We start from the raw sequence: 24596 nt of genomic DNA, 5'->3' as shown, positions 1-24596 counted from the left end.
GGGGCCCGGCTTTTTCGTGGGTGATTGGTGGGGGCGGCAGGCGCGGGACGAAAAAGCCCCCGGCGGAGGGGCCGGGGGAGGGTGGGACACGCCTGAGTGATTTGATCGTGCCGGGGGAGAGAAAGTGCCGGACACTCGACCCTTCGGGGGAAACGGGGGCTAGGTGAAGGATCGAGTGTCCGGGATCTCGGCCAGGTTGCTGGCCGATCCGGGGGCCGGGGTTACCAGCCGAATACGAAGACGAGGTCGCCTTCCCCGCCGCCCTGGGCGAGGTGGGCGTCTGTGTTCTCGCCGAACTGGAAGACACCGCCGGCGTTGCCGCCGCCACCCTGGGCGAGGGAGCCGTTGTGGCCGTTGCCTTCCTGGTGGATCACGCCGACCGAACCGCCCTGGGAGGCCTGGGTCAGCACTTCGACCGGGTCACCGCCGTTGGCGATCTGGTAGAGGACGAGGGCACCGGCGATGGCGTCACGCTCCTGTTGGTTGCCGGCGGAAACGCCGAAGCTGATCTGTTGAGCGGCGACCGGCAGGGCGGTGGACGCGGTGGCGAGGACGAGGGCGGCGGCGGTAAAGGTTTTCTTAAACATGGGAGTGTTCCTTGGAAAAATGGGGTTTGGAAAAAGGGTCGGATAAAAGAATCTTGGTTCGGAAAAGGTCTTGAAAGGGTCTTAGGAAGCGGTCGGGCAGCTGTAGGTCCGCCCGTCGATGGTGAGGGTCATTTCGGTGTCGAGGTTGGCGGCGGAACCGCTGGTCATCATGCGGCCGAGCTCCAGGGTCTGACCGGCGCGGAGCGAGAAGGGTCCGCCTTGGTTCATCCGGGTGCCGGGGCCTTCGACGCGGAGCTGGTAGATACCGGAGACGGCCTCGCTGGCCTGGATGACGGGCTCGAGCTGGAGCAAACCGTTGGATGTGCCGATGGAGAGGGCGCAGGCGACGGGGACGGCGGTCTGAGCGTGAGGCTCGCGGGGGGCTGCGCCGGTCTCGGCGGAGATTGCGGTGCAGCCCAGGACGGCCGTGGTGATCGCTGCGATGGCGGCGGCAACCTTGGGGGCCGTGTGGGTTTTGAAAAACTGGGTCATTGGCCTGTCCTTGTAAAATGAGAGTCGGTGGGGTGATGAAAATCGGGTCTTTGGAAAAGTCTGTTCTGCGAGAATACTCCGGGAGCGGGGCGAAGGGGGAGAAGGGGAATCCCGCCCCCGGAGGGTGCCAGGCCTTAGTTGGCCTGGATGATCAGGGCCGTGTTGCCCGTGCCGGTCTGGTTCAGGGCGCCGGTGTTGCCCACGCCGGACTGGATCACGGCGCCGGTCTGGAAGTTGCCGTTCTGGACGACCTCTCCGTAGTTCCCGGCCCCGGCCTGCTGCACGGCACCAGCGTTGAACGAGCCGTTCTGGCCGACGACACCGGTGTTGAAGGCACCGTCCTGGCCGATGACGACGGTGTTGAAGTCACCGTTGGAGATGCCGGCGGCGGTGTTGTTCCAGCCAACCTGGCCGATCGCGGTGTTGTTGCAGTTGCCGAACTGCTGGACGCCGGCGGAGTTGTCCCAGCCGAACTGGGTGGCGGTGGCGAGGTTGCAAGCGGAGGCGGCGCCAACGGTTGCGATCAGAGCGATGGAAGCGGCGGCGGTTTTGATCAGTGCGAGTTTCATGGTGTGAATTCCTATAAATATAAAGTTTTGGTTTAGGTGTGTGTTTCAGGTTCGTGTTGTGCAGCTCGTTTTCGGGTAATGCCCTGTGAGCCGATGACCAACTTTTGGCCCATCCCGGCGCTGTCAGACAATTTCCGAGGAAAGAAAGGTCATAACAGGGGCGTGTTATCGGATGTCATTAGCGTAATTGATTGATTTTACTATGTATTATGGGTGACTGCGTGGAGGTGTCGCCGCATCGGAAAACTGTCCGATAGCCGGTTGTCAGCGGGCGATCCTCGGGCTGTTATCGGGTGTCAGGGCGTGAGGTAAGGTTTCCCCGCAGTTTTCTTGCGCGGCCGATTTGGGCGGAGAGGGCGAAAGAAATGCTTAAGGTAAGGAGGACCTTACCCCTGGCTGTGCGATTCGGATCGCGTGATCCGGCGGTGGGCGTGCGGCGTCTCTTTGGCTCGGCGAATCCGGGAGGCGTTGCTGGGGGACCAGTCCCCCGAGCGTCTTTGACGGGCAAAGACGCTCTCCCTCTGGAGTTGTAATGGCCAAGATGAAGGAGTGGGGCGTCCGGGGGCTTGGGCGCATGGGTTGAAGGAGAGGCGGGGTGGACTAGGTGCCTGCGAGACCGATGCGCTCGTGTCGACCTATGCCCGTTGTCCTTGGTGCGGCGGTTGGCGCGGGCTTGATTGTTTTATCGGGCGCGGCGCGGATACCCGTGGCGCCCCTTGAAAGGAAATGTCCATGAGCACGCGTATCGCCATTGTCGGCGGCGGCTATGTCGGGATCGATCTTGCCACGGCCTTTGACGACAGCGCCGATGTGACGCTGATCGAGCCGCGCAGCCATTTTGTCCATACACCGGCGATGATCCGGGCGGTGGTGGACCCGTCCCTGACCGAGCGGGCCCTGATCCCCTATGACAAGTTGTTGACCCATGGGCGCGTGGTGCAGGCCCGCGCCGTGGGCCTCGATGCGGGAGGGGTCACGCTGGAGGATGGCACGCGGATCGAGGCGGATCTGATCGTAGTCGGAACCGGATCCTCCAATGCCTCGCCTTTCAAGCCCGACGGCGATGACATCGCCGGGCTGCGCGAGGCCAATCGGCGCGCCTATGAGAGGCTGAAGGCTGCGAAGACGGTGGGGATCATCGGTGCCGGCGCCGTGGGGACGGAACTGGCCGGTGAGATCGCCCATGCGATGCCGGACAAGGAGATCACGCTGATCTCGGACGAAGAGGCCCTGTTCCCGAAGAAGCCTGACGGCTTGGGGAAAGCCTTGGCGCGCAAGCTGCGCAAGGCGGGGGTGCGTTTGATCCTCGGCCAGAAGGCGGAGAACCTCGAGAGCACGCGCGCGCCGTTTTCGGGCGAGTTGAAGCTGTCGGACGGGTCGGAGCATCGCTTCGACCTGATCTTTCCGGTGCTGGGGGCGAAGCCGATCTCGGGCCTGCTTGAGGCTCTGCCCGATACGAAAACGGCGCGATCGGGTCGGGTCGAGGTGGATCCCTGGCTGCGGCCCTCCCCCGCGTTGCCGAATGTCTTCGCGCTGGGTGACGTGGCCGAGACCGGCGATGGCATGACCGTGGTCGGGGCCACGCGGCAGCTGGTCTGGCTGAAGGCCACGTTGAAGCAGGTCATGGCGGGTCGGGCGGTAGAGGATCTTCTGCAATATGCGCCGTGGGGGTCCAAGGCGCCGATCCTGATCCCGCTCGGGCCGAAGCGGGGCAATTCCTTCCTCGGGCTGTTCACGGTGGGCAATTTCATTACCCGGATGTTGAAAGGCGAGGATCTGTTCATCAAGAAATACCAGAAGATGATGAACCGGATCTGAGCGCAGGGCGCACGCTTGCCCGAATGAAAACGGCGCGGGGGATGCCCGCGCCGTGATCCTGTTTGACGGTGGCAGTCGCTCTCAGAAATCGAGGTTCTCGACGCTGAGGGCGTTGTTCTGGATGAACTCGCGCCGGGGTTCGACGACATCGCCCATCAGCTTGGTGAAGATATCGTCGGCGTCGGCGAGGTCGGCGACCTTGACCTGCAGCAGGGTCCGCGCGTCGGGATCGAGCGTGGTTTCCCAGAGCTGGTCGGGGTTCATCTCGCCCAGTCCCTTGTAGCGCTGCATCTGCTGGCCGCGCGCGCCCTCTTCGAGGATCGCGCTGAGCAATTCGGTCGGTCCGTGGATCAACTGTTCCCGGTCCCGGCGCGAGAGCGTGGCGGGATCCTGATAGATCGTGCGGCTGTCGCGAGAGACCTCGGCGAGCTTGCGCGCCTCGCCCGAGCGCAGCACGGCGCCGTCGAGGGTGCGGATCTCTTCCACGCCGCGCAGAACGCGGGACAGGCGGATGCCGTGATCCTGGGTGATGCGGCCGTTCCAGCCGCGCTCGTATTCGACAGCCACGAGGTCGAGGCGCTTGGCGACGTCATCGGCGACGCCCTGCAGGTCCGCATCGGCCTTGCCGCTGTCGAACGCACCGGCAATGGCGGCCTGCTCCACGATGTGGCGGGGGTAATGGGTCGGGAAGGCATCGAGGATGCGCTTGAAATTGCGCGCCCCGGCAACCACGCGGGCGAGGTCCTGCCCGACGATTTCCTCGCCGGAAGGCAGGCGCAGGCTGGCGCCCTCGATGCCCTGGGCGATCAGGTAATCCTCGAAGGCGGCCTCGTCCTTGAGGTAGACCTCGGACTTGCCGCGGCTCACCTTGTAGAGCGGCGGCTGCGCAATATAGAGATAGCCGCCCTCGATCAGCTCCGGCATCTGGCGGAAGAAGAAGGTCAGCAGCAGGGTGCGGATGTGGGCGCCGTCCACGTCGGCATCGGTCATGATGACGATCTTGTGGTAGCGCAGCTTGTCGATGTTGAACTCGTCGCGGCCGATGCCGGTGCCGAGCGCCGTGATCAGCGTGCCGATCTCCTGACTGCCGAGCATCCGGTCGAAGCGCGCGCGCTCGACGTTGAGGATCTTGCCTTTCAACGGCAGGATCGCCTGGTTGTGCCGCGAGCGGCCCTGCTTGGCGGAGCCGCCGGCGGAGTCACCCTCCACCAGGAACAGCTCGGACTTGGCGGGATCCTTCTCCTGACAATCGGCCAGCTTGCCGGGCAGTGAGGCGATGTCCATCGCTGTCTTGCGCCGGGTCAGCTCGCGCGCCTTGCGTGCGGCTTCACGGGCCAGCGCGGCCTCGATGATCTTGCCGACGATCTGCTTGGCCTCGTTCGGGTGCTCCTCGAACCATTCCGCCAGCTTCTCGTTCACGAGGCCTTCCACGGCGGGACGCACCTCGGAGGAGACGAGCTTGTCCTTCGTCTGCGAGGAGAACTTCGGGTCCGGCACCTTGACCGAGAGCACGCAGGTCAGCCCCTCGCGGGCGTCATCGCCGGTGAAGTTCACCTTCTCGCGCTTGGCGATGCCGCTGGACTGGGCGTAGAGGTTGATGGTCCGCGTCAGCGCGCCCCGGAAGCCCGCAAGGTGGGTGCCGCCGTCGCGCTGGGGGATGTTGTTGGTGAACGGCAGGACGTTCTCGTGGTAGCTGTCGTTCCACCACATGGCGACTTCGACGCCGATGTCGTCCTTCTCGCCGGTGATGAAGATCGGCTCCTCCATCGAGGAGGTCTTGGAGCGGTCGAGGTAGCGGACGAATTCGCGCACGCCGCCCTCGTAGAACAGCTCTGACTCCAGTGCTTCCGCCGGGCGCTCGTCGCGCAGGATGATCCGCACGCCGGAGTTCAGGAAGGCCAGCTCGCGCAGGCGGTTCTCCAGCGTGGTGAAGACGTAATCTAGGTTCGAGAACGTATCGGTCGAGGCCATGAAGCGCACTTCGGTGCCAGTCCGGCCGTTCGCGTCACCCACCACTTCGAGGTGCCTTGCGGTATCGCCGCGCTCGAAGCGCGCGATATGTTCCTTGCCGTCGCGCCAGATCCGCAGCTCCAGCCAGTCGGAGAGCGCGTTCACAACCGAGACGCCCACGCCGTGCAGGCCGCCCGAAACCTTGTAGGAGTTGCTGTCGAACTTACCGCCCGCGTGCAGCTGGGTCATGATGACCTCCGCCGCCGAGACGCCCTCTTCCTCGTGGATGCCCACCGGAATGCCGCGCCCGTTGTCGCTCACGGAAACGCTGGAATCCGCGTGAATCGTCACGGTAACGGCATCGGCATGGCCGGCCAGCGCCTCGTCGATGCCGTTGTCCACGACCTCGTAGACCATGTGGTGCAGGCCCGAGCCGTCATCGGTATCCCCGATGTACATGCCGGGGCGCTTGCGAACAGCCTCCAAGCCTTTGAGAACCTTGATGGAATCGGCGCCGTAGTCTTCGGCGTTTGCGGGTGTGTCGCTCATGTCTTTTTTATCCCGTTCTGTCGCCCAAGATATACGCATTTGGGCGGGGAATGTCACGGGAGGAACACAAGATTTAGGGGGCCGCGACGTGGCTCTCTCCGGCCTGCTCCGTGACCTCGAAATGCTGCGCCCGCGGGCCCAGTTCGGCGAAGAGCTCGGGCCCGGTCCCGGTCATCCAGGCCTGCGCCTCCAGCGCGCAGATTTCGTCGAAGAGCGCGGCGCGGCGCCGGGCATCCAGATGCGCGGCGACCTCGTCGAGCAGCACCAGCGGCGCGGTGCCCGTCTCGGCCTTCAGCGCGCGGGCGTTCGACAGGATCAGTGAGATCAGCAGCGCCTTCTGCTCGCCCGTCGAGCATTGCTTCGCGGGCACCCCCTTGTCGCGGTAGGTGGCGGACATGTCGGCGCGGTGGGGGCCCACCAGCGTGCGCCCGGCGGCGAGATCGCGCGGACGGCTCTCGGCAAGGGCCAGCGCCAGCGCCTCGGCGGTCTCCACCACTACCTCCGCCTCGATGCCCAGATCCGCCGCCGGAAAGGCCGTCGCCGCCCCTTCCTGCGCGGCGCTGATCCGTGCGAGCGCCTCCCCACGGCCTGCGATGATCCGCGCGCCCGCCTCGGCCATCTGCGCCTCAAGCGCGCGGTACCACGCCGGGTCGCGCACGTCGTCGCGCAGCAACCGGTTGCGCTCGCGCATGGCCTTCTCGTAGCTCAGCACCGCTTCGGCATGGTCGGGCAGGAAGCTCAGCGTGATCCGGTCGAGAAACCGCCGCCGCCCCTCCGCGCCCTCGGTCCAGAGCCGATCCTGCGAAGGCACGAGCCAGACGATCCGCACGAGCTTCGCCAAGGCCACCTGCGGCGCGCTCTTGCCGTCGATCTGGGTCACCCGCGGCTGACCCGGCTCGGCGGTCAACGCGATCTCGTGGCCCACCCCCGGTCCCGCCACCTCCGCCGCCACCTTCCAGCCGAGCGCTTCGGGCCGGCGGATGATCTCCTCGGCCGCCGCGCGGCGCAACCCGCGCCCGGGCGACAGCAGCGAGACCGCCTCCATGAGGTTGGTCTTGCCCGCGCCATTGGGCCCGAACAGCGCCACCGGGCGGCCGTCCAACTCCAGCCGCGCGCGTCGGTGCGACCGGAAGTGCGACAGGGCGAGGGAGGAGACAAACACGCGGCTCATCTCGCTCCTCCCTTCATCTTGGAAAATACAACTCCCGCCGGAGGCATCCGGCAGGGGTTACACGCGCATCGGCATGACGACGTAGATCGCGCTGTCATCATTGCCTTCGCGCATCAGCGTCGGCTCGGCAGGGCTGGAGAACATGAACACCGCGTTCTCCCGGTCCACCTGGCTGGCGATTTCCAGCAGGTACTTGGCGTTGAAGCCGATCTCGAGCTTCTCGTCGGCATAGGCCACGACCAGTTCCGCCTCGGCGTTCCCGGAGTCGGGCGCGTTGACGGACAGCACCAGCCGGTCCTCGTCCAGCGCCATCTTCACCGCGCGCGAGCGTTCCGAGGAAACCGTCGCCACGAGGTCGACGGCCTTGGCGAAATCGCCGGCGTCCACCTCCATGCGGCGGGTGTTTCCGGCGGGGATCACCCGGGTGTAGTCGGGGAAGGTGCCGTCGATGACCTTGGAAGTCAGGGTGATCTCGGGCGTCGCGAAGCGGATCTTTGTCTCCGACACGCTCACCGCGATCTGGGCCTCGTCATCGTCGAGCAGCTTGCGCAGCTCTCCCACCGTCTTTCGGGGCACGATCACGCCGGGCATTTCCTGCGCGCTATCGGGCAGGGGGGCGTCGATGCGGGCCAGTCGGTGGCCGTCGGTGGCCACGGCGCGCAGGGCTTGGCCGTTGTCGCCTTCCGCCACGTGGAAATAGACGCCGTTGAGGTAATAGCGCGTCTCTTCGGTCGAGATCGCGAATTTTGACTTGTCGAAAAGACGGCGCAGGACCGGGGCCTTGGCGCTGAAATTAGCGGCGTAATCCGTCGTCGCCATCACCGGGAAATCTTCCCGCGGGAGGGTGGCGAGCTGGAACGACGACCGCCCGGCCTCGATCGTCAGACGTGCGGCGGCGGTATCCTCGGTCAGCGACACGAGCGAGCCGTCGGGCAGCTTGCGCACGATCTCGTGCAGCGTGACGGCCGAAACCGTGGTCGCCCCGGCGCGCTCCACCTGGGCGGGGGCCTTGTCAACCACCTCGATATCGAGGTCGGTGGCACGGAAGCTGACGGTCTCTCCCTCGGCCTCGATCAGCACGTTGGCGAGGATCGGAATGGTGTTCCGCCGCTCCACCACGGATTGCGCCTGGGCCACGGCGCGCAGAAGGGTGGCGCGTTCGATGGAGAGTTTCATAGCTTCGCTCCGACAGAGTTGGGGGCCGCGAGACGTCTCGGACCCCAGATATTCACAAAGTTGAATAGGATACTGCCCGCGTGCTTGCCAGCGTCAAGTGGCAAGCACGGATTGGGGCACGGAAAGCTCAGGCTTCCAGCGTTCTGCGCAACAGTTCCGCATCCTCGGCGATCTGGCTGTCCGCCTGCATCAGCTCTTCGATCTTGCGCACGCCGTAAAGGATCGTGGTGTGATCGCGGCCACCGAACTTCTTGCCGATCTCGGGCAGGGAGCGGGTGGTCAGACGCTTGCAGAGGTACATGGCCATCTGCCGCGGCCGCGCGATGACGCGCTGGCGGTTCTGGCTGATCATGTCGACCTGGCGGATCTTGTAGTATTCGCAGGTCTTCTTGAGGATCTCGTCCATGGTCACCTTCTTGTCCGTCGCGCGCAGCACGTCGGTCAGGCATTCCTTGGCGAGGTCCACGGTCACTTCGCGGCGCACGAGGTCGGCGAAGGCATAGAGCCGGGTCAGCGCGCCTTCCAGCACGCGGACGTTCGAAGAGATCTTCTGCGCGAGGTATTCCAGCACGCCGTCGGCGAAGGTGATGTGCTGATACTTCGCGCCCATCATCTCGGCCTTGTGCTGCAGCACGCTCAGGCGCAGCTCGTAATCGGTCGGGTGGATATCGACGACAAGGCCGCACTGCAGCCGCGAGGCGATGCGGTTGTCGAGCTCTTCCATGTCGACGGGCGCGCGGTCACCGGAGATGACGATCTGCTTGCCCATCTCCACCAGCGCGTTGAACGTGTGGAAGAACTCCTGCTGGGTCGAGGTCTTGCCGGCGATGAACTGCACGTCATCGACCATCAGGATATCGACCGAGCGGAAGGTCTCCTTGAAGTTGAAGGTATCCTGCTCGCGCAGGGCGCGCACGAAGCGGTGCATGAACTGCTCGGCGGAGAGGTAGAGGATCTTGGCGTCCGGGAATCGGCCCTGAAGGTCCCAGGCGATGGCATGCATCAGGTGCGTCTTGCCGAGGCCGACGCCGCCGTAAAGGAACAGCGGGTTGAAGGTGACGTCCAGCGTCTCGGCCACGCGACGGGCGGCGGCATGGGCCAGCTCGTTCGGTTTGCCGACGACAAAATTGGCGAAGGTGAAATTCGGGTTCAGCTTGGCGCCGGGCAGCTCGTGGGAGGGCGCCGAGGCGGCCGGGGCGGAGGCGGCTGCGGGGGCCGGAGCCGGGGTCGCTGCCGGGGCAGGCGCGAAGGACGCGGGCGCGGGCTCGGCCGCCATGACCGGCTCGGAGGCTATGGGCGCAGGGGCCGCGGGGCTTGCAACAGGCGTGTTGGCGGGCGTCGCATCGGCATCGCGGGGCGCCACGGTGAACTTCACGCGGTCGGCACCCGCGCCATGGGCCGAGAGGTGGCGCAGAATCAGGTCACCGAAGTTGTTGGTAACCCAGGAGCCGATGAAATTGGTGGGCACGTGGAAATGCGCCGTGCGGTCGTCGAGCCGATCAAAGGCAATGGGTTCAATCCATGCAGAGAAGTTGTTCTTGCCGACAACCTTCAACAGCTCTTGTCGCACATCATTCCATGTGTCGTTCGTCATGCCTTCGTCCCGTCCTTCATATGCCCGGCGCCTATCTGTTGGCCGGTTCCTCACCAGTATCTGCCGCTTGGTCACAGCAACCTTCCCCGGAGGATGATCAGATCGACGGCGCCCTTTTCGGCCCACCGGTTTGCCAGCGGTGCCCGGGCACAATTCAAAAAATCTGATCATGAGGCGGATCAAGAACACCAAAAGAAGAGGGGCGTCGCATATCGTGCGATATGCGGTTTGTCCCTTTCGACCTCGATTTGATATGCGTCGACAATAGCGTCGATGTTGACCGAAGTGTGTCCAAGCACCCCGGCCCTGCCGCATGTCAAATTGAGGCTGGTGCCCCTCATCCACCCCCAAGGCGTATGACTCGCAAGATCAAGTTATCGGGAGTCGCCTTAACCTCGCAACATGTCTTCGCGCTTGACTCCCAACCTTCCGAATATCGAATCTCTCGGGTCCTAAACGGCCCTTAAGATTCGGTATTGTTTGGAAAAGAAAAAAGGCGCCCCGGTGACGGAGCGCCTTATCAATGCAGAATATTTCGAGAAGTTTAGGCGCCGAGCGCTTTCACACGGGAAGCCAGACGCGACATTTTCCGCGACGCGGTGTTCTTGTGCATCACGCCCTTGGTGACGCCGCGCATCAGCTCGGGCTGTGCGGCCTTCAGGGCTGCTGCCGCGGCTTCCTGATCACCGGAGGCGATGGCCTCTTCGACGGAACGCAGGTGCGTACGGATGCGCGAGCGGCGGGCTTTGTTGATGGCGAAGCGACGCTCGTTCTGGCGGGCGCGTTTCTTGGCTTGGGGCGAATTTGCCATGGTGTCTGATCCTTTCGGGGCCCTTTATCGGGCGAATGCAATATCCAACGCGCGGGGGGTCCCGTCTCCGGGTTCTGTACCGGACGAATCTGGCCAAAGCGGGCCTCTCACGCATGTCTGACGCGTCGTTTAGGGAAAGTGAGGAAGAAAGGGAAGACTCTTTCTCCGCAAATGCGCAGGCCCGGCTTACTTGTCCCGGAACTGCGGCTCGCGCTTCTCGATGAAGGCGGACATGCCCTCGGACTGGTCGTTGGTCGCAAAGAGCGAGTGGAACAACCGCCGCTCGAACAAAAGGCCTTCGCTGAGCGAGACTTCCTCGGCCCGGTTCACCGCCTCTTTCGCCGCCATGGTGGCCAGCGCGGATTTCTCGGCGATCTTGGCGGCGGCGGCCATGGCTTCCTCGACCAGCTTCTTGGTCGGCACGACGCGGGAGGCGAGGCCAGAGCGCTCGGCTTCCTCGGCGGTCATGAAGCGACCGGTCAGATGCATGTCCATCGCCTTCGACTTGCCCACCAGCTTGGTCAGGCGCTGGGTGCCGCCCATGCCAGCGATGACGCCGAGGTTGATCTCGGGCTGGCCGAACTTGGCGTTCTCGGCGGCGATGATGAAATCGCACGACATCGCCAGTTCGCAGCCGCCGCCAAGCGCATAGCCCGCAACCGCGGCGATGATCGGCTTGCGGACGGAGCGGATGGCCCGGTCGTCCTTGGCGAACATGTCCTCGGAGAGGACATCGGGAAAGCTCTTGCTGGCCATCTCGGTCACGTCGGCGCCGGCGGCAAAGGCCTTGTCCGATCCGGTGATCACGATGCAGCGCACCTTGTCGTTGCTGTCGGCGGCCTTGAGCGCCTTGCCCAATTCCTCCAGCAGCTGGCTGTTGAGCGCGTTCAGCGCGTCAGGGCGGTTCAGTTTTATGAGGCAGATGTGATCTTCAACGTCGACGATCAGGGTCTCATAGGCCATGGAATATGCTCATCCGCAGTTTCGATAGAGCACGAGGGTTAGCATCGCCGTGGGAGGGTTCAAGTTATCTCTGGCAGGCGGGGCAGTAGAAGCTGGAGCGGCCCGATTGCACCTTGCGGTGGATTTTTCCTGTGCAGTCTGGGGTTTGGCAGGGGCTTCCCTCGCGGTCATAGGCCCTAAAGGTGTGTTGAAAATATCCCAGTTCGCCACTTGCTTGCCGATGATCGCGCAGGCTGGAGCCGCCCGCTTCAATCGCCTCGCTCAGAACATCGCGGATGATCGGCACCAGTTTGGCGACTCGGGCCGCGCTGATCCGGCCCGCTTGACGTAGCGGAGAGATCCCCGCGCGCCACAGCGCCTCGCAGACGTAGATGTTGCCAAGGCCCGAGACGATGCGTTGATCCAGCAGCGCGGTCTTCACCGGAGAGCGCTTGCCCTTGAAAGCGGCAATCAGATGCGCCTCGTTGAAGGCATTGCCGAGGGGTTCGGGGCCGAGGTCACGGATCAGCCAGTGCTGATCCTGCGCGGCGGTCTCCATCAGGTCCATCGCGCCAAAGCGGCGGGCATCGTTGAAGGTGATCCGCGCGCCGCCCTCGGTATCGAGGACCACGTGATCGTGCTTCTGGGCGGCGGGATGATCGTGGTGGAAACTGCCGATGACATCGCCGGAAATCTGCATGCGCCCGGACATGCCGAGGTGGATCAGCAGGGTTTCCCCGGTGTCGAGATCGGCGAGCAGGTACTTTGACCGCCGCCGCAGTGCCGTGACCGTCGCGCCCTCCAGCCGGGCGGCCATGTTCTCGGGGAAGGGCCAGCGCAGGTCCGGGCGGTTGACCTCGGCCCGTACGATTCGCGCGCCTTCGAGAACGGGCAGAAGCCCGCGGCGCACAGTCTCAACTTCGGGCAGTTCGGGCATTCTCGATCACCATCCTTCTTGCGAGGGCGATCAGGTCATGCACCCCGGCGTAGGAAGAGGAGATAGTGATCTTGCGGCCTTGCGTGAAGGTCAGTTCGAAATGCTTTTGCGCCGCGATCCATTCCACCGCGCTTAGGTCGCGCCATTCCAAACGTCGCGGCGCGCGGCAGAATCGAGGCACCATCACCATGGTGTCGTCGTAAAGGATCCGTGCCGACCAGATGATATAGGCGGCGACGAAGAACCCGGCCGCGCAGAGGGTCGAGATCAGGCGCAACACGAGGTCGCCGGGGTCGGTCAGGAAATAGGCGCCGGCGCAGAACAGCGCCACAAGCGCGGCGCAAAGACCGACATGCAAGCGGCGCGCGCCGGCGCGGTGCCGCAGGATGATCCGCCCGGCGGCATCCACCTCGCCGCGATCGGTGCCAAGGGTGCCCACGGCATGGAACAATCCCAGAAGCGGCGGCACGATGAGGAGGGTCGCGACAAGTTCAAACATTCCCTGGGCCAAGTATCCATCCGGCTGCAGGCCAAGCGACAGGAACCACGGCTCCAACCGGTCCAACGACGTGCCGAGCACGATCACGAGCGCCAGCCCGGCCATGCAGAGGCCAAGCAGGATCCGCACCCTGCGCGCCGCAGTCCTAGAAGGGCGCGCGGGGCGCTTTTCCGATGGCATCGCGATGGTCACATCAACTCCTGCGGCAATTCATAATTTGTCCTTTGAGGGACAAAGGACTACCTCAGCATGATGACAAGTTTGAGGCACCCAATGGTTAAAGACAGCGAGACCACGCATTTCGGCTTTCAGGACGTAGCCGAAGACCAGAAGGCCGGGATGGTCCATGGCGTCTTCACCAACGTCGCCTCGAAATACGACGTGATGAACGACGTGATGAGCGTGGGCATCCACCGGGTCTGGAAAGACGCGATGATGGACTGGCTCGCGCCCCGCGACGATCAGAAATTGCTCGATGTGGCGGGCGGCACCGGCGACATCTCTTTCCGCTTCCTCAAGCGCGCGCCGGGGGCCCATGCGACCGTCTTCGACATGACGCAATCGATGCTGGAAGAGGGCGAGAAGCGGGCCGAGGCCGAGGCGCTGGCGAGCCGCCTTTCGTGGGTCTGCGGCGATGCCATGGCGCTGCCGTTCCCGGATAACAGCTTCGACGTCTACACGATCAGCTTCGGCATCCGGAACGTGACCCGGATCAACGAGGCGCTTTCCGAGGCCTACCGGGTGCTGAAACCCGGCGGGCGGCTGATGGTTCTGGAGTTCTCGCAACTGCCCAATGACGGGATGCAGAAGCTCTATGACCTCTATTCCTTCAACGTGATCCCGCAGATGGGGCAGCTTATCGCCGGGGATCGCGATTCCTACCAGTATCTGGTCGAATCAATCCGCAAGTTTCCCGATCAGGAGACCTTCGCCGCGATGATCCGTGATGCGGGCTTCGAGCAGGTGAAATACCGCAACCTTTCCATGGGCATCGCTGCCCTGCATTCGGGGTGGAAGATCTAAGTGCGCGGACCTCACAACATCTGGCGGCTGGTTCGGACCGGCGCCACGTTCGAGCGGACCGGGGCCATGGGCGCGGTCCTCGAAGCCCTCGACGCGCCGCGCCCGATCCGGGTCGCCGCGCGCATCCTGGGCTGGCCGTTCAAGTGGCTGGGCCTGAAGGGTGACCCGATGATGCCGCCGGTGCCGCGCGCGCTGACGGCGCTGGGGCCCGCCTACATCAAGTTCGGGCAGATCCTCTCCACTCGGCCTGACGTGGTCGGGCCCGACATGGCGCTGGAATTGCAGGTCCTGCAGGACAAGCTGCCGCCGTTCCCGCTGGCCGAAGCCCGCGCGGTGGTGGAGGCCGAGTTGCACGGCCCGGTCGAGGCCACCTTCAGCCATTTCTCGGAACCGGTCGCCGCGGCCTCCATCGCTCAGGTGCATCGTGCGACGCTGGCGGACTCGGGCCGCGAAGTGGCGGTGAAGATCCTGCGCCCCGGCATCGAGCGCGCCTTCAAGCGCGACGTTGATGCCTTCCACCTAATCGCCGATCTGGTCGAGACCCTCTCACCCTCGTCACGGCGGCTGCGGCCGCGCGACGTGGTGGACCATTTCGAAGGCGTGGTGACGCAAGAGCTGGACCTGCGGATCGAAGCCTCGGCCGCCGGGGAGTTCTACGCCAATACCGCCGAGGACGAGGGCTTCGTGGTGCCGAAGGTCGAGTGGAACATGTCCACCCGGCGGATGATGGTGCTGGAATGGGCCGAGGGGCTTCCGCTCTCGGATCTCGCGGCAATCGATGCCGCACGGCACGACCGCAAGAAGCTGGGCGCGACAGTGTTGCAGATGTTCCTGCGCCATGCGCTGCGCGACGGCTATTTTCACGCCGACATGCATCAGGGGAACTTGAAGGTGGCGCCGAACGGAGACGTTGTGGCGCTGGATTTCGGGATCATGGGGCGGATCGACGAATATACCCGCCGGGTCTATGCCGAGATCCTTATGGGCTTCATCCGCAAGGATTATCGCCGCGTGGCGGAAGTGCATTTCGAGGCGGGCTACGTGCCTGCCGACCGCGACGTGGGCGAATTCGCCCAAGCGCTGCGCAGTGTCGGCGAGCCGATCTTCGGCATGGAGGCCTCTCGCATCTCCATGGGGCATCTGCTGGCCTACCTGTTCGAGGTGACCGAACGCTTCGGCATGGAAACCCGGACCGAACTGATCCTGCTGCAACGCACCATGGTGGTTGTGGAAGGCGTGGGCCGATCCCTCGATCCGGATCTCAACATCTGGGCCGTGGCGCGGCCGGAGGTAGAGAAATACATCGCCCAGTCGATCGGCCCGCAGGCAATGGCGCGAGACCTCATGCGCACGGCCATGGTGCTGTCCCGTTTCGGACCTCGCTTGCCGCAACTGGCCGAGGCGGCGCTGATCGCCCACGCCCACCCGGTGCGGCCGATCCCGCCGAGCCGCTGGCCGGAACGGCTGGTTGTCGGCGCAGTCGGCATCACGCTCGGCCTTGGCCTCGCGCTGGCGATGTCGGTTTTCTAGGCCATCACGGCGCGCGGCGCAGGCCTTGCACGTTTTCGGCGGGCAGGCTGACGCCATTCTCCATCGTGACCCAGACTTCGCCGGAAAGGGTCTGTGCTTCGGTAATCTCGCCGTAGACGAAGGCCGCGCGTTCTTCGAGGACGTCCTCACCACTCCAGCTTTGGACCGAGAGGGAATAGGTATCGTGAGGCAGCGGCGTGCCGTCATTGCCGCGCCCGTCCCAGGCGAAGGGCTCATCCGTCAGGACAGCGGGCACGCTGGCCACGACGTCACCTGCGCCGTTGCGGACGATCAGCTCCATCCGATCTGCCAGGGCATGGGGCGCCACCTGCACCATGGTCGTCTGTCCGGTGAAGTTCACCGGCACCTCGGCGCGGGCCTCCATCCCGATCCAGCCGGAGAGCTGCCCCATATTCATCGAGGCAAAACTGGCCTGCAGATCGCGCAGGAGATTATTGGTCTCCACCTGCTGCTCGACGCCGGAGAATGTGGCGAGTTGGGCCGTGTATTCCGTGGAATCTGCGGGGTCCAACGGGTCCTGATTCTGCATCTGCGTGGTCAGCAAGCGCAGGAACATGTCGAAGTCCGAGGTGATCGATGCCAGCGCGGAATTCTCCTGCACCGGCGCCGGCGTGGCATTGTTGCTTTGAAGGGCGGAAAGAATTTCCATGGCGAGGGTCCTATAGTCTGAGGTCGAGCCCGCCATCGGCGGTGCTTTCGCGTGGGTGGCTGCGTGCGTCATCGGCGGCGGCGGCCTCGGTGGTGACGGGGGCGGCGAAAGGATCGTCCTGATCTCTGCCATCAGGGGTGTCAGCGCCGTCCTGCGAGATGTGAACGGAGGGCGAATCGAGCCCCGCTTCCGCAAATTCCTGAGCCAGAAGGTCCAGATGGCGGCGCATCAGGTCGGCGGTTTCCGGTCGCTCGGCGTGGATCGTCAGGGTCATCACGCCGGCGACTTCGGACATCATCATCCGGACGCGTCCCAACTCCGGAGGATCGAGCGCGAGTTCCAGCGGGCTGTCGGCATCGATGGACCCTGCGGAGAGGGCGGCCGCCAGTTGCTGAGCCACGACCTGTGCCGTGGCAGTGGAGGCTTGCGCGAGCACCGTACCCGGCGCGGTGAGCGCTGTAGATGAGGCGGTGCCGAGCAGCGTCTGGAGGTTGGCGTCGAGGTCAGGAAGAGCGTCGCCTGCAACGTCGGTCAGGTTCTGGAGCGCCAGCGGCGGGGCGGATACACTTGCAGGAGTCGGGAGCATGGGCGCGATCGCATAGGGGGAGGGCGCTGTGGCCGCGGGAACGGTCCAGCCGCCCACCCGCGTGACGGGGGCATCGCGCGGCGGCGCGTCGTCTTGGATCGCGGTCAGGGCCTGCGGCCGGGACGGGGGGGCGGCGACCGTGGTGAAGCCAGTGCTGGCCAAAGCGCTCGCCGTGGCGGGAAGGCTCGGACCTGTGCGTGGCAGGGCTGCAGGCTCCGCAGGGAGCGCCCCGTTGGCAGGCGCGTTCGCGGTGATTTGGGGGGGCCTGCGAGGTGTTGGCTCACTGCGGGATGGCTCAGTTCCGGACGGTTCGGCAGATATGGCGCTTCCATTCTGCACGTGTCGCGGCAGGTTTTGTGACGGACCTTCTACGGTGGCCCGAGTCTGTGATGGCCGCGCATTCTCAACGTCCTGAGCATGGGCTGGGCCTTTGGCGACGGCCGGTTCCGGGGAGATGCTTGCAGGCCGCGGCGTATCGGGAGCCGGCGTCGCCGAGGCTTCTGTGGCACGCCAGTGATGCCCGAGAGCGAACCCGCGCGGCGTCACCGTCGCGCCATTTCGCTCGTTGACAAGGCCAGGCGGCAGCGTTGCAGGTACCTGTGCTGGTGGTGGAATCTGTGCGCCTCGGGATTGAGCGACGGAGATACCCGGCGGTGTGCGAGGCGTTGGGTCGCTAACCGGAGGAGCTACGGGAAGCCGCGTCTCCGCTGTAGTCGGCTTCGGCAATTCGGTCGCAACATTTGATGCGAGAGTCGGTCGTGTGCCCGCCGCGGACGGAGAGGCGGGGGCGCGATATGTGTGGAGAGGGTGCACTGCAGCAGACCTATCGGAATGCTGATGGGGGATCCTTCCCACCGTTTCCTCGCCGGCAATGCTCGCGCGAAGTGGCGCCGTGCTTGGTGCGTTGGCCTCTGGCGATGCGGTGGGTGCCGCAGGCCGCGAAGCCACGAGCGGCGATGGCTCTGGCTGAGTCGCGGGCATCATTGGTGGGGCTATGCTTTGTGGGTAAGTAGCCGTGCTGCGATTCGGAGCAACCGGAGAAGATGTCTCTACAACTACAGGCTGAGGCGCTGGGGCGCCCTTAAACTGGGTATCAACACGAAGCAGCGGGCTCTCCATGCCTGCCTCGCCGCCATTGAGTTGAGGCCAGACGACGTCGGCGCGTGGTGCAGCGGCGCCGGTAGCTGGAAGATCGAGATCGATCGACGCCTCATCCGGAACCGGTGTCTCGGCGGAGACGACAATCGGCCCATGTGTCGGGTTGCGCAGATCGGGGATGCGCGCGGACCCATCGAGGAGAAGGGCGTCAAAAGTAGCGCCGAAGGCGGCACCTTCTTCGGCGGTCGCTTCGGGATCAAGGCGCGCATGCGCAATTGTGCCTTTCCCCGTCGCAACGAGGCTTTGGAGCAGATCATCCATTCTGGCTGTCCGTGCTAGTTGTGTCTCCCTCCTGTCTAGCGCCAATCCCCTTACGATTTATTTACGCGCCTCTGCCAAAGTCTGCGTAATCCCTCGAATGCGAGATAAATCATGACGCTTCAGATGACCCCACCGCCAGTATCCCCGAACTTGCCGTTGCAAAGCCCTCCCCAGGCAGACCCCCATGCCGAATTGCGAGCTGTCGCCATGGAGCTGGAGGCCGCGTTCCTGTCGGAGATGTTGAAACATGCGGGATTCGGTGAAGCGCGCGGCGAGGAGAGTTTCGGCGGCGGCATCGGGGAGGCCCAGTTCAGCTCGATGTTGCTGAACGAACATGCCAATGCCCTCTCGGCGCGCGGGGGGCTGGGGCTGGCGGAATCGATCTTTGATTCGCTCGTCCGCCGGGCGGAGGCGGCCCAATGATCGGGCGGCGCAAACCTGCCGTCGAGAGCCTGTCCGAGCTGCTGCAGCAACAGCATGACGCCTTGCTGGCCGGAGATCTGAAGACGCTCGGGCGGATGGCCCCGGTGCTGGAACGCGCGTTCGAGCGGCTGCGACGTGACGGCGGCGACGTGGAAGATGTGAAGCGAATTCAGTCCACCGCGGCCCGCAATGCCCGTCTCTTGCTCGCGGCGAAATCCGGGATCGCGGCGGCGCGCGGTCACCTGCAGTCGGCGCGGTCATCGGAGCTGACGACCTATAACGCCGATGGGCGGCCCCAGAAGGGTCTGCCGAAGTCCTCCACCACCTCTCTGCGCCGCTAGATCAAAGACCGTTCAAATCCTCCGCATTGGGGCGGAGACGGTTAGGACGTTGTTTAGGCTTTGCCCCCAGAAAGAACCCGCACCCGATGAGGTGGCGTGGTTCGCGACAACATCAGACCACACCCGTCAGAATGACGCTTCGATCGGCGGCCGCTAACCGGACGCCGGACCGTGAACAGCGTGGAAAAAACACGCTAACGAACCAAGGAAAGGGACGTCATAGCAACTTTCCACGCGCCGCCGTGGTGGCCGCCGCCCGCGATCACCTTCTTCTTCTTGATGATTATCGGGCGAAGTTCGTTGTCCGCCATGGCGCAGCTCCTGATGGGTCGAAGAAGCTTTACGGCATCGGCGTGAACAGAGGCTTAATCGTCGGAAATTTCCGGCAAGCTCAGCGGCGCGAGCACCATGGAAAGCTCGCGCGGCCCCGGCGAGGGGGCTTCGCCACGCTGTCGGTTGAAGCCGTGGGCGGTGAGGAGGTGCTCGTGCTCGGGCGGGCAGGTCATATAGAGCGCCTCGGCGCCGGAAGCCTGCGCGAAGGTGCGGATCGCGGTGAAAAACTGGCCATAGATCTGCTCGGTTCGGTAGGCTTCGAAAACAGCGACAGCGCTGATCACCGCGAGCTTGTCGAGGTCCGCCTCCGCGCCGCCAACTCCTTGTAATGCGTTGTAATTCTCGCCAACATCGGAGCCAAAATTCAGCCGCATCGTGCCGACAGCCTGCACGCCGGTGAAGGCAATGAAGGACGTGCCCGAGGCGTCGAGATCGTCGGTGATTACGCCTTCCTCATCGTCCGCGTCGGGCGATCCCTGCCCGCTCTCCAGGCACAACACATCATAGCGCACGCGCTGCGCGGTCCGCCTTTGATCGAGGGTGGAGCATCGCACGACGTCGATACGGTCATCGGCATCCATGACGGGGATCGCAGCCTCATTTTCCGCCGTGCGCGCGCGCAACAGCCTCGCGAGATGACGCAGCACGTCGGAGGCCACCGCGGGCGCGTCCTTCCGCAACCGTTGCAAGGCCCGCGCGTCGAGCGAGAGCGCCGTGACCGGGCCAATCGCGCGCAGGGTCGCGGTGGCGCCCTGGCCGGTGAGGAAGCCGATCTCTCCCACGATCGCGCCGGGGCCGACAGTCAAGGGAGGGGCGTCACTTTCCGAGAGGATGCAGCTCACCTCACCCGTCTCGATGAACAGCAAATCCGGCGCAAAGGCCCCGCGTTCGCGCAGGGTCTCTCCGCTATCGAAGGTCACGGCATGGCCGACCGACTGCAGCGCCGCGTGGATCTCTGGCGTCATCTTGGGCCCCGCTGAATGTCCTTCGACAGCCTTGCAGACAAGTCGATTCGCGCAAAGCCAAAGCCTGTCGCGGCGGGGTCAGACGAAGTTCACGTGGTTCCAGAATGGCATCTCGCGGATGCGCTGCCCGGTCGCGGCGAAGATCGCATTGGCCAAGGCGGGGGCGGCGGGGGAAACAGGGGGCTCTCCGATGCCGCGCACCGCGCCGTTTTCCAGACCGCGCACGAAGATTTCGGGCGTCTGATACATCCGCATCCCCTCGTGGGAGTGGAAATTCGTCTGGTCCGCCACGCCGTCCGTATAGGTGATCTCGCAATTGATCGCGTGGCCGAGACCCCAGATGACGCCGCCTTTGACGTTGTTCTCGAAATTTACCGGATCAATGATCTTTCCGACATTGGCCGCAACCCAGACACGGTCGAGCCGGATGCCGTCATCGGTGTTCGTCACCTCGACAACCTCGGCGCAGGGCACGCCAAAGGCATGGACCAGCGCGACACCGCGCCCGGTGCCGGCAGGCAGCGCCTCGCCCCAGTTGGCCATATCGCCAACCGCCTCGAGCACCTGACGGCTGACCGGGTCGAGCGTGCAGAGCCGAAGGCGTTCCTCCAACGGGTCGGCGCCCGCCGCATGGATCAACTCGTCCAGAAAACCCTCGGACAGGAAGCCGTTTGCCGAGGCACCGACGGAGCGCCAGGAGGAAACGGGAGACAGACCCTCGACCGCATAGGTGCGCACGCGGGTGTTCTCGAACCCGTAAGGCTGCTGCCAGACGCCGGCTGCGATCTGGCTGTCGGGGCCGGGCACGGTTTGGCCGATCCGACCCATCTGGGACCGCGCGACCGAGGGCGAGGCGACCTGCGCGTCGAAGCTGATCACGCGTCCGTCCTGCACGGCACCGCGCAGCCGGCCCATGGTGATCTGCCTTGGAAAATCTTGCGAAAAATCGGTCTCTCGGCTGTAAATAACCTTAACTGGCGTGCCACGAAGCTGCAGCGCGACCTGGGCGGTCTGTCTGACGTATTCGAACTCCAAGCGATGCCCGAACGAGCCGCCCGCGTATTGGTTGTGCAGCACGACCTGATCGGGATCGTGGCCGGTGATGTCGGCGACCTGTTTTTGCAGGTAGCGCGGCAGTTGATGCGCGGTCCAGACCTGCACCCGATCGTCTTCCACCAGAACGATGGCGTTGAGCGGCTCCAGCGGCTGATGGGCGACGTAGGGGGCGCGGTATTCGGCCTCCAACTGCTCGGTCCCGGGCGCGGTAGCATCAACGTCGCCCAGGTTCAGCCACTCCTTGTCCAGATGGTCCTCGGTAAAGCTGCGCTCCAGCGCGGCCCAATGGTCGGCCTGCTCGCTGGCATAGGGCGCCCGGCCCCACTCGTAGGAAATCGCATCCAATGCCTGCATCGCGTACCACGTGTTCGAAGCCACCACGGCCACGCCGCCCGGGATCTCGACGATACGCTCCACGCCCGGCATGTTTTCGGCGTTTGAGGCGTCAAAGCCGTTCAAGACGCCCCCTTTGCGCGGGTTCATCCGGACGCTGGCGCGCACCATACCGGGCACTTCGAGGTCGATGCCGTAAAGCGGCTGACCCGTCGACTTCGCGACAATGTCGAGGCGCGGCATCTCGTGGCCGACCAGCCGCCATTCAGACGGGTCGCGCAGAGGCGTGTCCCGCACAGGCTCGATCTGCGCGGCATCTGAAGCGAGGTCGGTGTAGGGGATCACGGTGCCGTCGGGCAGATGCACGGCGCCCGCCTCGGTCCGCATCTCGGCCACGGCGATCCCGGTGCGCGCGGCGGCGGCCTGCTTCAGCGTCTCGCGCGCCATGGCGCCTGCCTCACGCAATTTCACGTAGCTGTCGGGGGTCGAGGACGAGCCGCCGGTCAGTTGCACCCCCAAGACCTTGATCACCCCGTCGACGGAAGCCCGCATCGCCCGCGCGCCGATGCTGTTGTCCCACGGCAGAACGGGGGCGCCGTCGGCTGCCATGGCGGTGTTCCAATAGGCCGGCGACGGGCGGCCGAAGTCGATCTCGAACCCGCCCCATTCAAGGTCCATCTCCTCGGCGATCAGGGCGGCTTGCATGGAGCTTGCGCCCTGTCCCACGTCGGCATGGGGCGTGATCAATGTCACGCCGGAGGCATCGATCCGCACCCAGGGATTGAACGAGGCTTCGCCCTCGGCCAAGTCCTGCAGGTTCGGGTTCTCGGGGTCGCGGGCCACCAGATAGGCGCCGAAGGCCACGCCACCTGCGACGGCGGCGGAGCCGACGAGAAACGCGCGTCGGCCGAAGGTTCTCAACTTGCTCATGGCTCAGCCCTCCAAGGCGCGCGCGGCGGCGTGGATCGCCGCGCGGATGCGCGGGTAGGTGCCACAGCGGCAGAGGTTTCCCGACATGGCGAAGTCGATGTCCTCGTCTGTCGGATTGGGTGTCGTCGACAGAAGGTCCGCCGCCTGCATGATCTGCCCGCTCTGGCAGTACCCGCATTGCGCGACCTGATGGGTGATCCATGCCTGCTGAAGGGCGTGGAGGGTGCCCGCCTCCCCAAGCCCTTCGACCGTCGTGATCTCTGCGCCCTCAAGGTCGCCGACGGGCATCTGGCATGATCGCATTGCCTGACCGTCGATGTGAACCGTGCAGGCGCCGCATTGCGCGACCCCGCAACCGTACCGCGTGCCGGGGAGGTTCAATTCCTCGCGGAGCACCCAAAGCAGGGGCATATCGGGGGCGACGTCGACTTCACGGGTCTCGCCATTCACATTCAATCGCATGTCGGATCTTTCGCTGTTCCGATCCGAATATTGGCCCGATTGGACAAATAGTCAACACATGTCCAAGTGAGGCTCAGGCGACTGCCGAAAGCACCATCGTCCGAAGTGAGCCGAGGCGCTTGAGCAGCACGTCCCGATCCTCGATTCGGTGCTTCAAGGCCATGACCACAGCATTGACCAGTGCGGCGAAGTCCGGGAGGTGATGGCCGTTGCGTTCCAGGGCCTCGGTGTAGGGCGCGAACAGCTCTGTCAGCATCTCTTCCATCGCGGCGTCGGCCTCTGCCATGGCGCGTTTCGCGGCGACGTGGGTCCCGGACTCGAGATCGCCCGCGTCAGGGGTGGCGCGAACGGTGTCCCAGGACGCGAGAATGTAGTGTTTGAACAACAGGTCGAGCTTCCGGCCGAGGTCTTGCTCGCCGTCCCACGCCTCTTTCGTCTGCTGGCGCAGCATCTCCGTATAGAACAGAAGCGTGCCGTGGATGACTTCGTCCTTGTTGGCAAAGACATTGTACAGGGTCTGGCGCACGACCCCGGCCTCTTCCGCGATGTCGTTCATCGTGGTCCGCTTGAGCCCGTAGCGCGCAAACACACGCAGGGCGGCGGCCGCAATCTGGCGCTCTTTTTCGGAGAGGGAGGTCATGGGCGACATATCCACGGGGTTTGTCGCCCTGTCAACTTTGCCGCCGATAACCCGAGGCACGTCCCGGCGCTAGTCGGATTGCTTGGGCAGAAACGCCTCGACCGCGGCGGAGGCGATCACGAGGATCTTGCCGGTGTCCGGGTTCTCCACGTCCAACCCGCCCTCGACCGCGCGCACCGTCGCGCGCCCGCGCGGCAGCTTCGCCGCCAATGCCGCGCAATCTACACGGTCCGGCTGCTGCACGCCGACGGTCACCTGCACCCGCATGTCCTCGTGAGACAGGCCCGTGGCATCGAACATCGGGATCGCGGAGTGGCGGATCGCATCCTCGATCGCGCGCGCGGCGGCCTTGGTATAATCCTGACCGTATTGGTCATTGCCCATACCCATCTCGATGATGAAACGTTGCTCGCTCATGCGCTCTCTCCCAGGTCCAGCGCGACCGAGATCGCCACGTTGGCAATCACCGTGGGGTTGCCGCCGTCATCGCGTGGCACGTCCAGCCCGCCCTTGCGCGGCACCACTGTCACCTGCCCGTAGGGGAAGATCGCCGCGATCCGGTCCGTCTCCAGCGCATCGGGCTGCTGGACGCCGACCTCGACCGTGATCTGCATCTCTTCCTTCTGCTTGCCGAACAGCTCCGCGAGATTGATCGAATTGTGCCACAGCGCATCCTTCACGGCGCGCTCGGCGGCTTGCGTGTAATCCTGCCGACGCAGGGAGCTGCCCATGCCAAATTCGGTCAGCAAACGTTTCACGGCCATGCGGTCGGTCCCTCAAGCAATTGCCC

The 24596-nt window shown here is 64.7% G+C and carries 24 protein-coding genes; 5 read left to right on the top strand and 19 right to left on the bottom strand.

The window, feature by feature from the left end; all coding sequences use genetic code 11:
- Positions 1–221: 221 nt before the first annotated feature.
- The 3 genes from KYE46_RS01095 to KYE46_RS01085 all read right to left on the bottom strand — a co-directional run bounded on the left by KYE46_RS01095 (position 222) and on the right by KYE46_RS01085 (position 1648).
- Entirely contained in the window at positions 222–587 is a 366-nt protein-coding gene (locus KYE46_RS01095; RefSeq protein ID WP_219002860.1) for a hypothetical protein, read from the bottom strand.
- Positions 588–668: 81 nt separating this feature from the next.
- Positions 669–1079 carry a curli-like amyloid fiber formation chaperone CsgH gene (gene csgH / locus KYE46_RS01090; RefSeq protein ID WP_219002858.1) on the bottom strand — a complete coding sequence of 137 codons (411 nt, stop codon included), beginning with the start codon at positions 1077–1079 and terminating at the stop codon, positions 669–671.
- A gap of 134 nt (positions 1080–1213) precedes the next feature.
- Complete coding sequence (locus tag KYE46_RS01085) at positions 1214–1648, bottom strand: hypothetical protein (RefSeq protein WP_219002856.1); 435 nt, start codon at positions 1646–1648, stop codon at positions 1214–1216.
- Between the two features lie 732 nt (positions 1649–2380).
- Here KYE46_RS01085 and KYE46_RS01080 point away from each other — a divergent pair.
- Positions 2381–3466 (top strand): NAD(P)/FAD-dependent oxidoreductase, encoded by a 1086-nt coding sequence (locus KYE46_RS01080; RefSeq protein WP_219002855.1) that lies wholly within the window; start codon positions 2381–2383, stop codon positions 3464–3466.
- 81 nt (positions 3467–3547) lie between these two features.
- Here the strand turns inward: KYE46_RS01080 and gyrB are convergent, their stop codons facing one another.
- From gyrB to KYE46_RS01040, 8 genes are all read right to left on the bottom strand, one after another.
- The gene (gene gyrB, locus KYE46_RS01075; protein ID WP_219002853.1) at positions 3548–5965 is read right to left on the bottom strand and encodes a DNA topoisomerase (ATP-hydrolyzing) subunit B; all 2418 of its coding nucleotides are present in this window, start codon (positions 5963–5965) and stop codon (positions 3548–3550) included.
- Between the two features lie 73 nt (positions 5966–6038).
- The gene (recF, locus tag KYE46_RS01070) at positions 6039–7136 is read right to left on the bottom strand and encodes a DNA replication/repair protein RecF (RefSeq protein ID WP_219002851.1); all 1098 of its coding nucleotides are present in this window, start codon (positions 7134–7136) and stop codon (positions 6039–6041) included.
- 57 nt (positions 7137–7193) lie between these two features.
- The gene (gene dnaN, locus KYE46_RS01065) at positions 7194–8312 is read right to left on the bottom strand and encodes a DNA polymerase III subunit beta (RefSeq protein WP_219002849.1); all 1119 of its coding nucleotides are present in this window, start codon (positions 8310–8312) and stop codon (positions 7194–7196) included.
- 127 nt (positions 8313–8439) lie between these two features.
- Complete coding sequence (gene dnaA / locus KYE46_RS01060; RefSeq protein ID WP_219002848.1) at positions 8440–9906, bottom strand: chromosomal replication initiator protein DnaA; 1467 nt, start codon at positions 9904–9906, stop codon at positions 8440–8442.
- A 544-nt stretch (positions 9907–10450) separates the two neighbouring features.
- Positions 10451–10717 carry a 30S ribosomal protein S20 gene (gene rpsT / locus KYE46_RS01055; protein WP_219002845.1) on the bottom strand — a complete coding sequence of 89 codons (267 nt, stop codon included), beginning with the start codon at positions 10715–10717 and terminating at the stop codon, positions 10451–10453.
- Positions 10718–10903: 186 nt separating this feature from the next.
- On the bottom strand, positions 10904–11680 hold the full coding sequence (locus tag KYE46_RS01050; protein ID WP_219002843.1) for an enoyl-CoA hydratase: 777 nt from the start codon (positions 11678–11680) through the stop codon (positions 10904–10906).
- Positions 11681–11744: 64 nt separating this feature from the next.
- Positions 11745–12596 carry a bifunctional DNA-formamidopyrimidine glycosylase/DNA-(apurinic or apyrimidinic site) lyase gene (gene mutM / locus KYE46_RS01045; protein WP_219002841.1) on the bottom strand — a complete coding sequence of 284 codons (852 nt, stop codon included), beginning with the start codon at positions 12594–12596 and terminating at the stop codon, positions 11745–11747.
- Entirely contained in the window at positions 12574–13224 is a 651-nt protein-coding gene (locus KYE46_RS01040) for a hypothetical protein (RefSeq protein ID WP_219002839.1), read from the bottom strand. Before KYE46_RS01040 ends, mutM begins: the two co-directional genes overlap by 23 nt.
- 144 nt (positions 13225–13368) lie before the next feature.
- Here KYE46_RS01040 and ubiE point away from each other — a divergent pair, with 144 nt between their 5' ends.
- Both ubiE and ubiB read left to right on the top strand, forming a co-directional pair.
- Positions 13369–14118 carry a bifunctional demethylmenaquinone methyltransferase/2-methoxy-6-polyprenyl-1,4-benzoquinol methylase UbiE gene (gene ubiE, locus KYE46_RS01035; protein WP_219002837.1) on the top strand — a complete coding sequence of 250 codons (750 nt, stop codon included), beginning with the start codon at positions 13369–13371 and terminating at the stop codon, positions 14116–14118.
- The gene (gene ubiB, locus KYE46_RS01030; protein WP_219002835.1) at positions 14119–15648 is read left to right on the top strand and encodes a 2-polyprenylphenol 6-hydroxylase; all 1530 of its coding nucleotides are present in this window, start codon (positions 14119–14121) and stop codon (positions 15646–15648) included.
- A gap of 4 nt (positions 15649–15652) precedes the next feature.
- Here ubiB and KYE46_RS01025 read toward each other — a convergent pair whose 3' ends face one another.
- The gene (locus KYE46_RS01025; protein WP_219002833.1) at positions 15653–16318 is read right to left on the bottom strand and encodes a flagellar hook capping FlgD N-terminal domain-containing protein; all 666 of its coding nucleotides are present in this window, start codon (positions 16316–16318) and stop codon (positions 15653–15655) included.
- Positions 16319–16328: 10 nt separating this feature from the next.
- Positions 16329–17066 (bottom strand): flagellar hook-length control protein FliK, encoded by a 738-nt coding sequence (locus tag KYE46_RS01020; protein WP_219002831.1) that lies wholly within the window; start codon positions 17064–17066, stop codon positions 16329–16331.
- A gap of 1464 nt (positions 17067–18530) precedes the next feature.
- On the opposite strand from KYE46_RS01020, the gene KYE46_RS01015 reads away from it, so the two are divergent.
- Both KYE46_RS01015 and KYE46_RS01010 read left to right on the top strand, forming a co-directional pair.
- On the top strand, positions 18531–18746 hold the full coding sequence (locus KYE46_RS01015; RefSeq protein WP_219002829.1) for a rod-binding protein: 216 nt from the start codon (positions 18531–18533) through the stop codon (positions 18744–18746).
- Positions 18743–19087 (top strand): recombinase family protein, encoded by a 345-nt coding sequence (locus KYE46_RS01010; RefSeq protein ID WP_219002827.1) that lies wholly within the window; start codon positions 18743–18745, stop codon positions 19085–19087. The genes KYE46_RS01015 and KYE46_RS01010 overlap by 4 nt, the downstream gene beginning before the upstream one ends.
- Positions 19088–19452: 365 nt before the next feature.
- On the opposite strand, the gene KYE46_RS01000 is transcribed toward KYE46_RS01010, so the two are convergent.
- The 6 genes from KYE46_RS01000 to KYE46_RS00975 form a co-directional block, all read right to left on the bottom strand.
- Positions 19453–20385, bottom strand: a complete 933-nt coding sequence (locus tag KYE46_RS01000) for a Crp/Fnr family transcriptional regulator (RefSeq protein ID WP_219002825.1) — start codon at positions 20383–20385, stop codon at positions 19453–19455.
- Positions 20386–20463: 78 nt separating this feature from the next.
- Entirely contained in the window at positions 20464–22704 is a 2241-nt protein-coding gene (locus tag KYE46_RS00995) for a xanthine dehydrogenase family protein molybdopterin-binding subunit (protein ID WP_219002824.1), read from the bottom strand.
- A gap of 3 nt (positions 22705–22707) precedes the next feature.
- A complete protein-coding gene (locus KYE46_RS00990; RefSeq protein WP_219002822.1) occupies positions 22708–23166 on the bottom strand; it encodes a (2Fe-2S)-binding protein in 459 nt (152 codons plus the stop codon).
- A 73-nt stretch (positions 23167–23239) separates the two neighbouring features.
- Entirely contained in the window at positions 23240–23806 is a 567-nt protein-coding gene (locus KYE46_RS00985) for a TetR/AcrR family transcriptional regulator (protein WP_219002821.1), read from the bottom strand.
- A 69-nt stretch (positions 23807–23875) separates the two neighbouring features.
- The gene (locus KYE46_RS00980) at positions 23876–24223 is read right to left on the bottom strand and encodes a Lin0512 family protein (RefSeq protein WP_219002819.1); all 348 of its coding nucleotides are present in this window, start codon (positions 24221–24223) and stop codon (positions 23876–23878) included.
- The gene (locus KYE46_RS00975; protein ID WP_219002818.1) at positions 24220–24570 is read right to left on the bottom strand and encodes a Lin0512 family protein; all 351 of its coding nucleotides are present in this window, start codon (positions 24568–24570) and stop codon (positions 24220–24222) included. Before KYE46_RS00975 ends, KYE46_RS00980 begins: the two co-directional genes overlap by 4 nt.
- Positions 24571–24596 lie beyond the last annotated feature (26 nt).

The organism is Gymnodinialimonas ceratoperidinii (genome assembly GCF_019297855.1).
Classification (GTDB): Bacteria; Pseudomonadota; Alphaproteobacteria; order Rhodobacterales; family Rhodobacteraceae; genus Gymnodinialimonas; species Gymnodinialimonas ceratoperidinii.
This window is presented reverse-complemented; position numbering and strand designations above follow the sequence as displayed.

Coding starts and splice junctions, on each gene's coding strand:
- KYE46_RS01095 (WP_219002860.1), bottom strand. CDS start 587: ATGTTTAAGAAAACCTTTACCGCCGCCGCCCTCGTCCTCGCCACCGCG.
- csgH (WP_219002858.1), bottom strand. CDS start 1,079: ATGACCCAGTTTTTCAAAACCCACACGGCCCCCAAGGTTGCCGCCGCC.
- KYE46_RS01085 (WP_219002856.1), bottom strand. CDS start 1,648: ATGAAACTCGCACTGATCAAAACCGCCGCCGCTTCCATCGCTCTGATC.
- KYE46_RS01080 (WP_219002855.1), top strand. CDS start 2,381: ATGAGCACGCGTATCGCCATTGTCGGCGGCGGCTATGTCGGGATCGAT.
- gyrB (WP_219002853.1), bottom strand. CDS start 5,965: ATGAGCGACACACCCGCAAACGCCGAAGACTACGGCGCCGATTCCATC.
- recF (WP_219002851.1), bottom strand. CDS start 7,136: ATGAGCCGCGTGTTTGTCTCCTCCCTCGCCCTGTCGCACTTCCGGTCG.
- dnaN (WP_219002849.1), bottom strand. CDS start 8,312: ATGAAACTCTCCATCGAACGCGCCACCCTTCTGCGCGCCGTGGCCCAG.
- dnaA (WP_219002848.1), bottom strand. CDS start 9,906: ATGACGAACGACACATGGAATGATGTGCGACAAGAGCTGTTGAAGGTT.
- rpsT (WP_219002845.1), bottom strand. CDS start 10,717: ATGGCAAATTCGCCCCAAGCCAAGAAACGCGCCCGCCAGAACGAGCGT.
- KYE46_RS01050 (WP_219002843.1), bottom strand. CDS start 11,680: ATGGCCTATGAGACCCTGATCGTCGACGTTGAAGATCACATCTGCCTC.
- mutM (WP_219002841.1), bottom strand. CDS start 12,596: ATGCCCGAACTGCCCGAAGTTGAGACTGTGCGCCGCGGGCTTCTGCCC.
- ubiE (WP_219002837.1), top strand. CDS start 13,369: ATGGTTAAAGACAGCGAGACCACGCATTTCGGCTTTCAGGACGTAGCC.
- KYE46_RS01025 (WP_219002833.1), bottom strand. CDS start 16,318: ATGGAAATTCTTTCCGCCCTTCAAAGCAACAATGCCACGCCGGCGCCG.
- KYE46_RS01015 (WP_219002829.1), top strand. CDS start 18,531: ATGGAGCTGGAGGCCGCGTTCCTGTCGGAGATGTTGAAACATGCGGGA.
- KYE46_RS01010 (WP_219002827.1), top strand. CDS start 18,743: ATGATCGGGCGGCGCAAACCTGCCGTCGAGAGCCTGTCCGAGCTGCTG.
- KYE46_RS01000 (WP_219002825.1), bottom strand. CDS start 20,385: ATGACGCCAGAGATCCACGCGGCGCTGCAGTCGGTCGGCCATGCCGTG.
- KYE46_RS00995 (WP_219002824.1), bottom strand. CDS start 22,704: ATGAGCAAGTTGAGAACCTTCGGCCGACGCGCGTTTCTCGTCGGCTCC.
- KYE46_RS00990 (WP_219002822.1), bottom strand. CDS start 23,166: ATGCGATTGAATGTGAATGGCGAGACCCGTGAAGTCGACGTCGCCCCC.
- KYE46_RS00985 (WP_219002821.1), bottom strand. CDS start 23,806: ATGACCTCCCTCTCCGAAAAAGAGCGCCAGATTGCGGCCGCCGCCCTG.
- KYE46_RS00980 (WP_219002819.1), bottom strand. CDS start 24,223: ATGAGCGAGCAACGTTTCATCATCGAGATGGGTATGGGCAATGACCAA.
- KYE46_RS00975 (WP_219002818.1), bottom strand. CDS start 24,570: ATGGCCGTGAAACGTTTGCTGACCGAATTTGGCATGGGCAGCTCCCTG.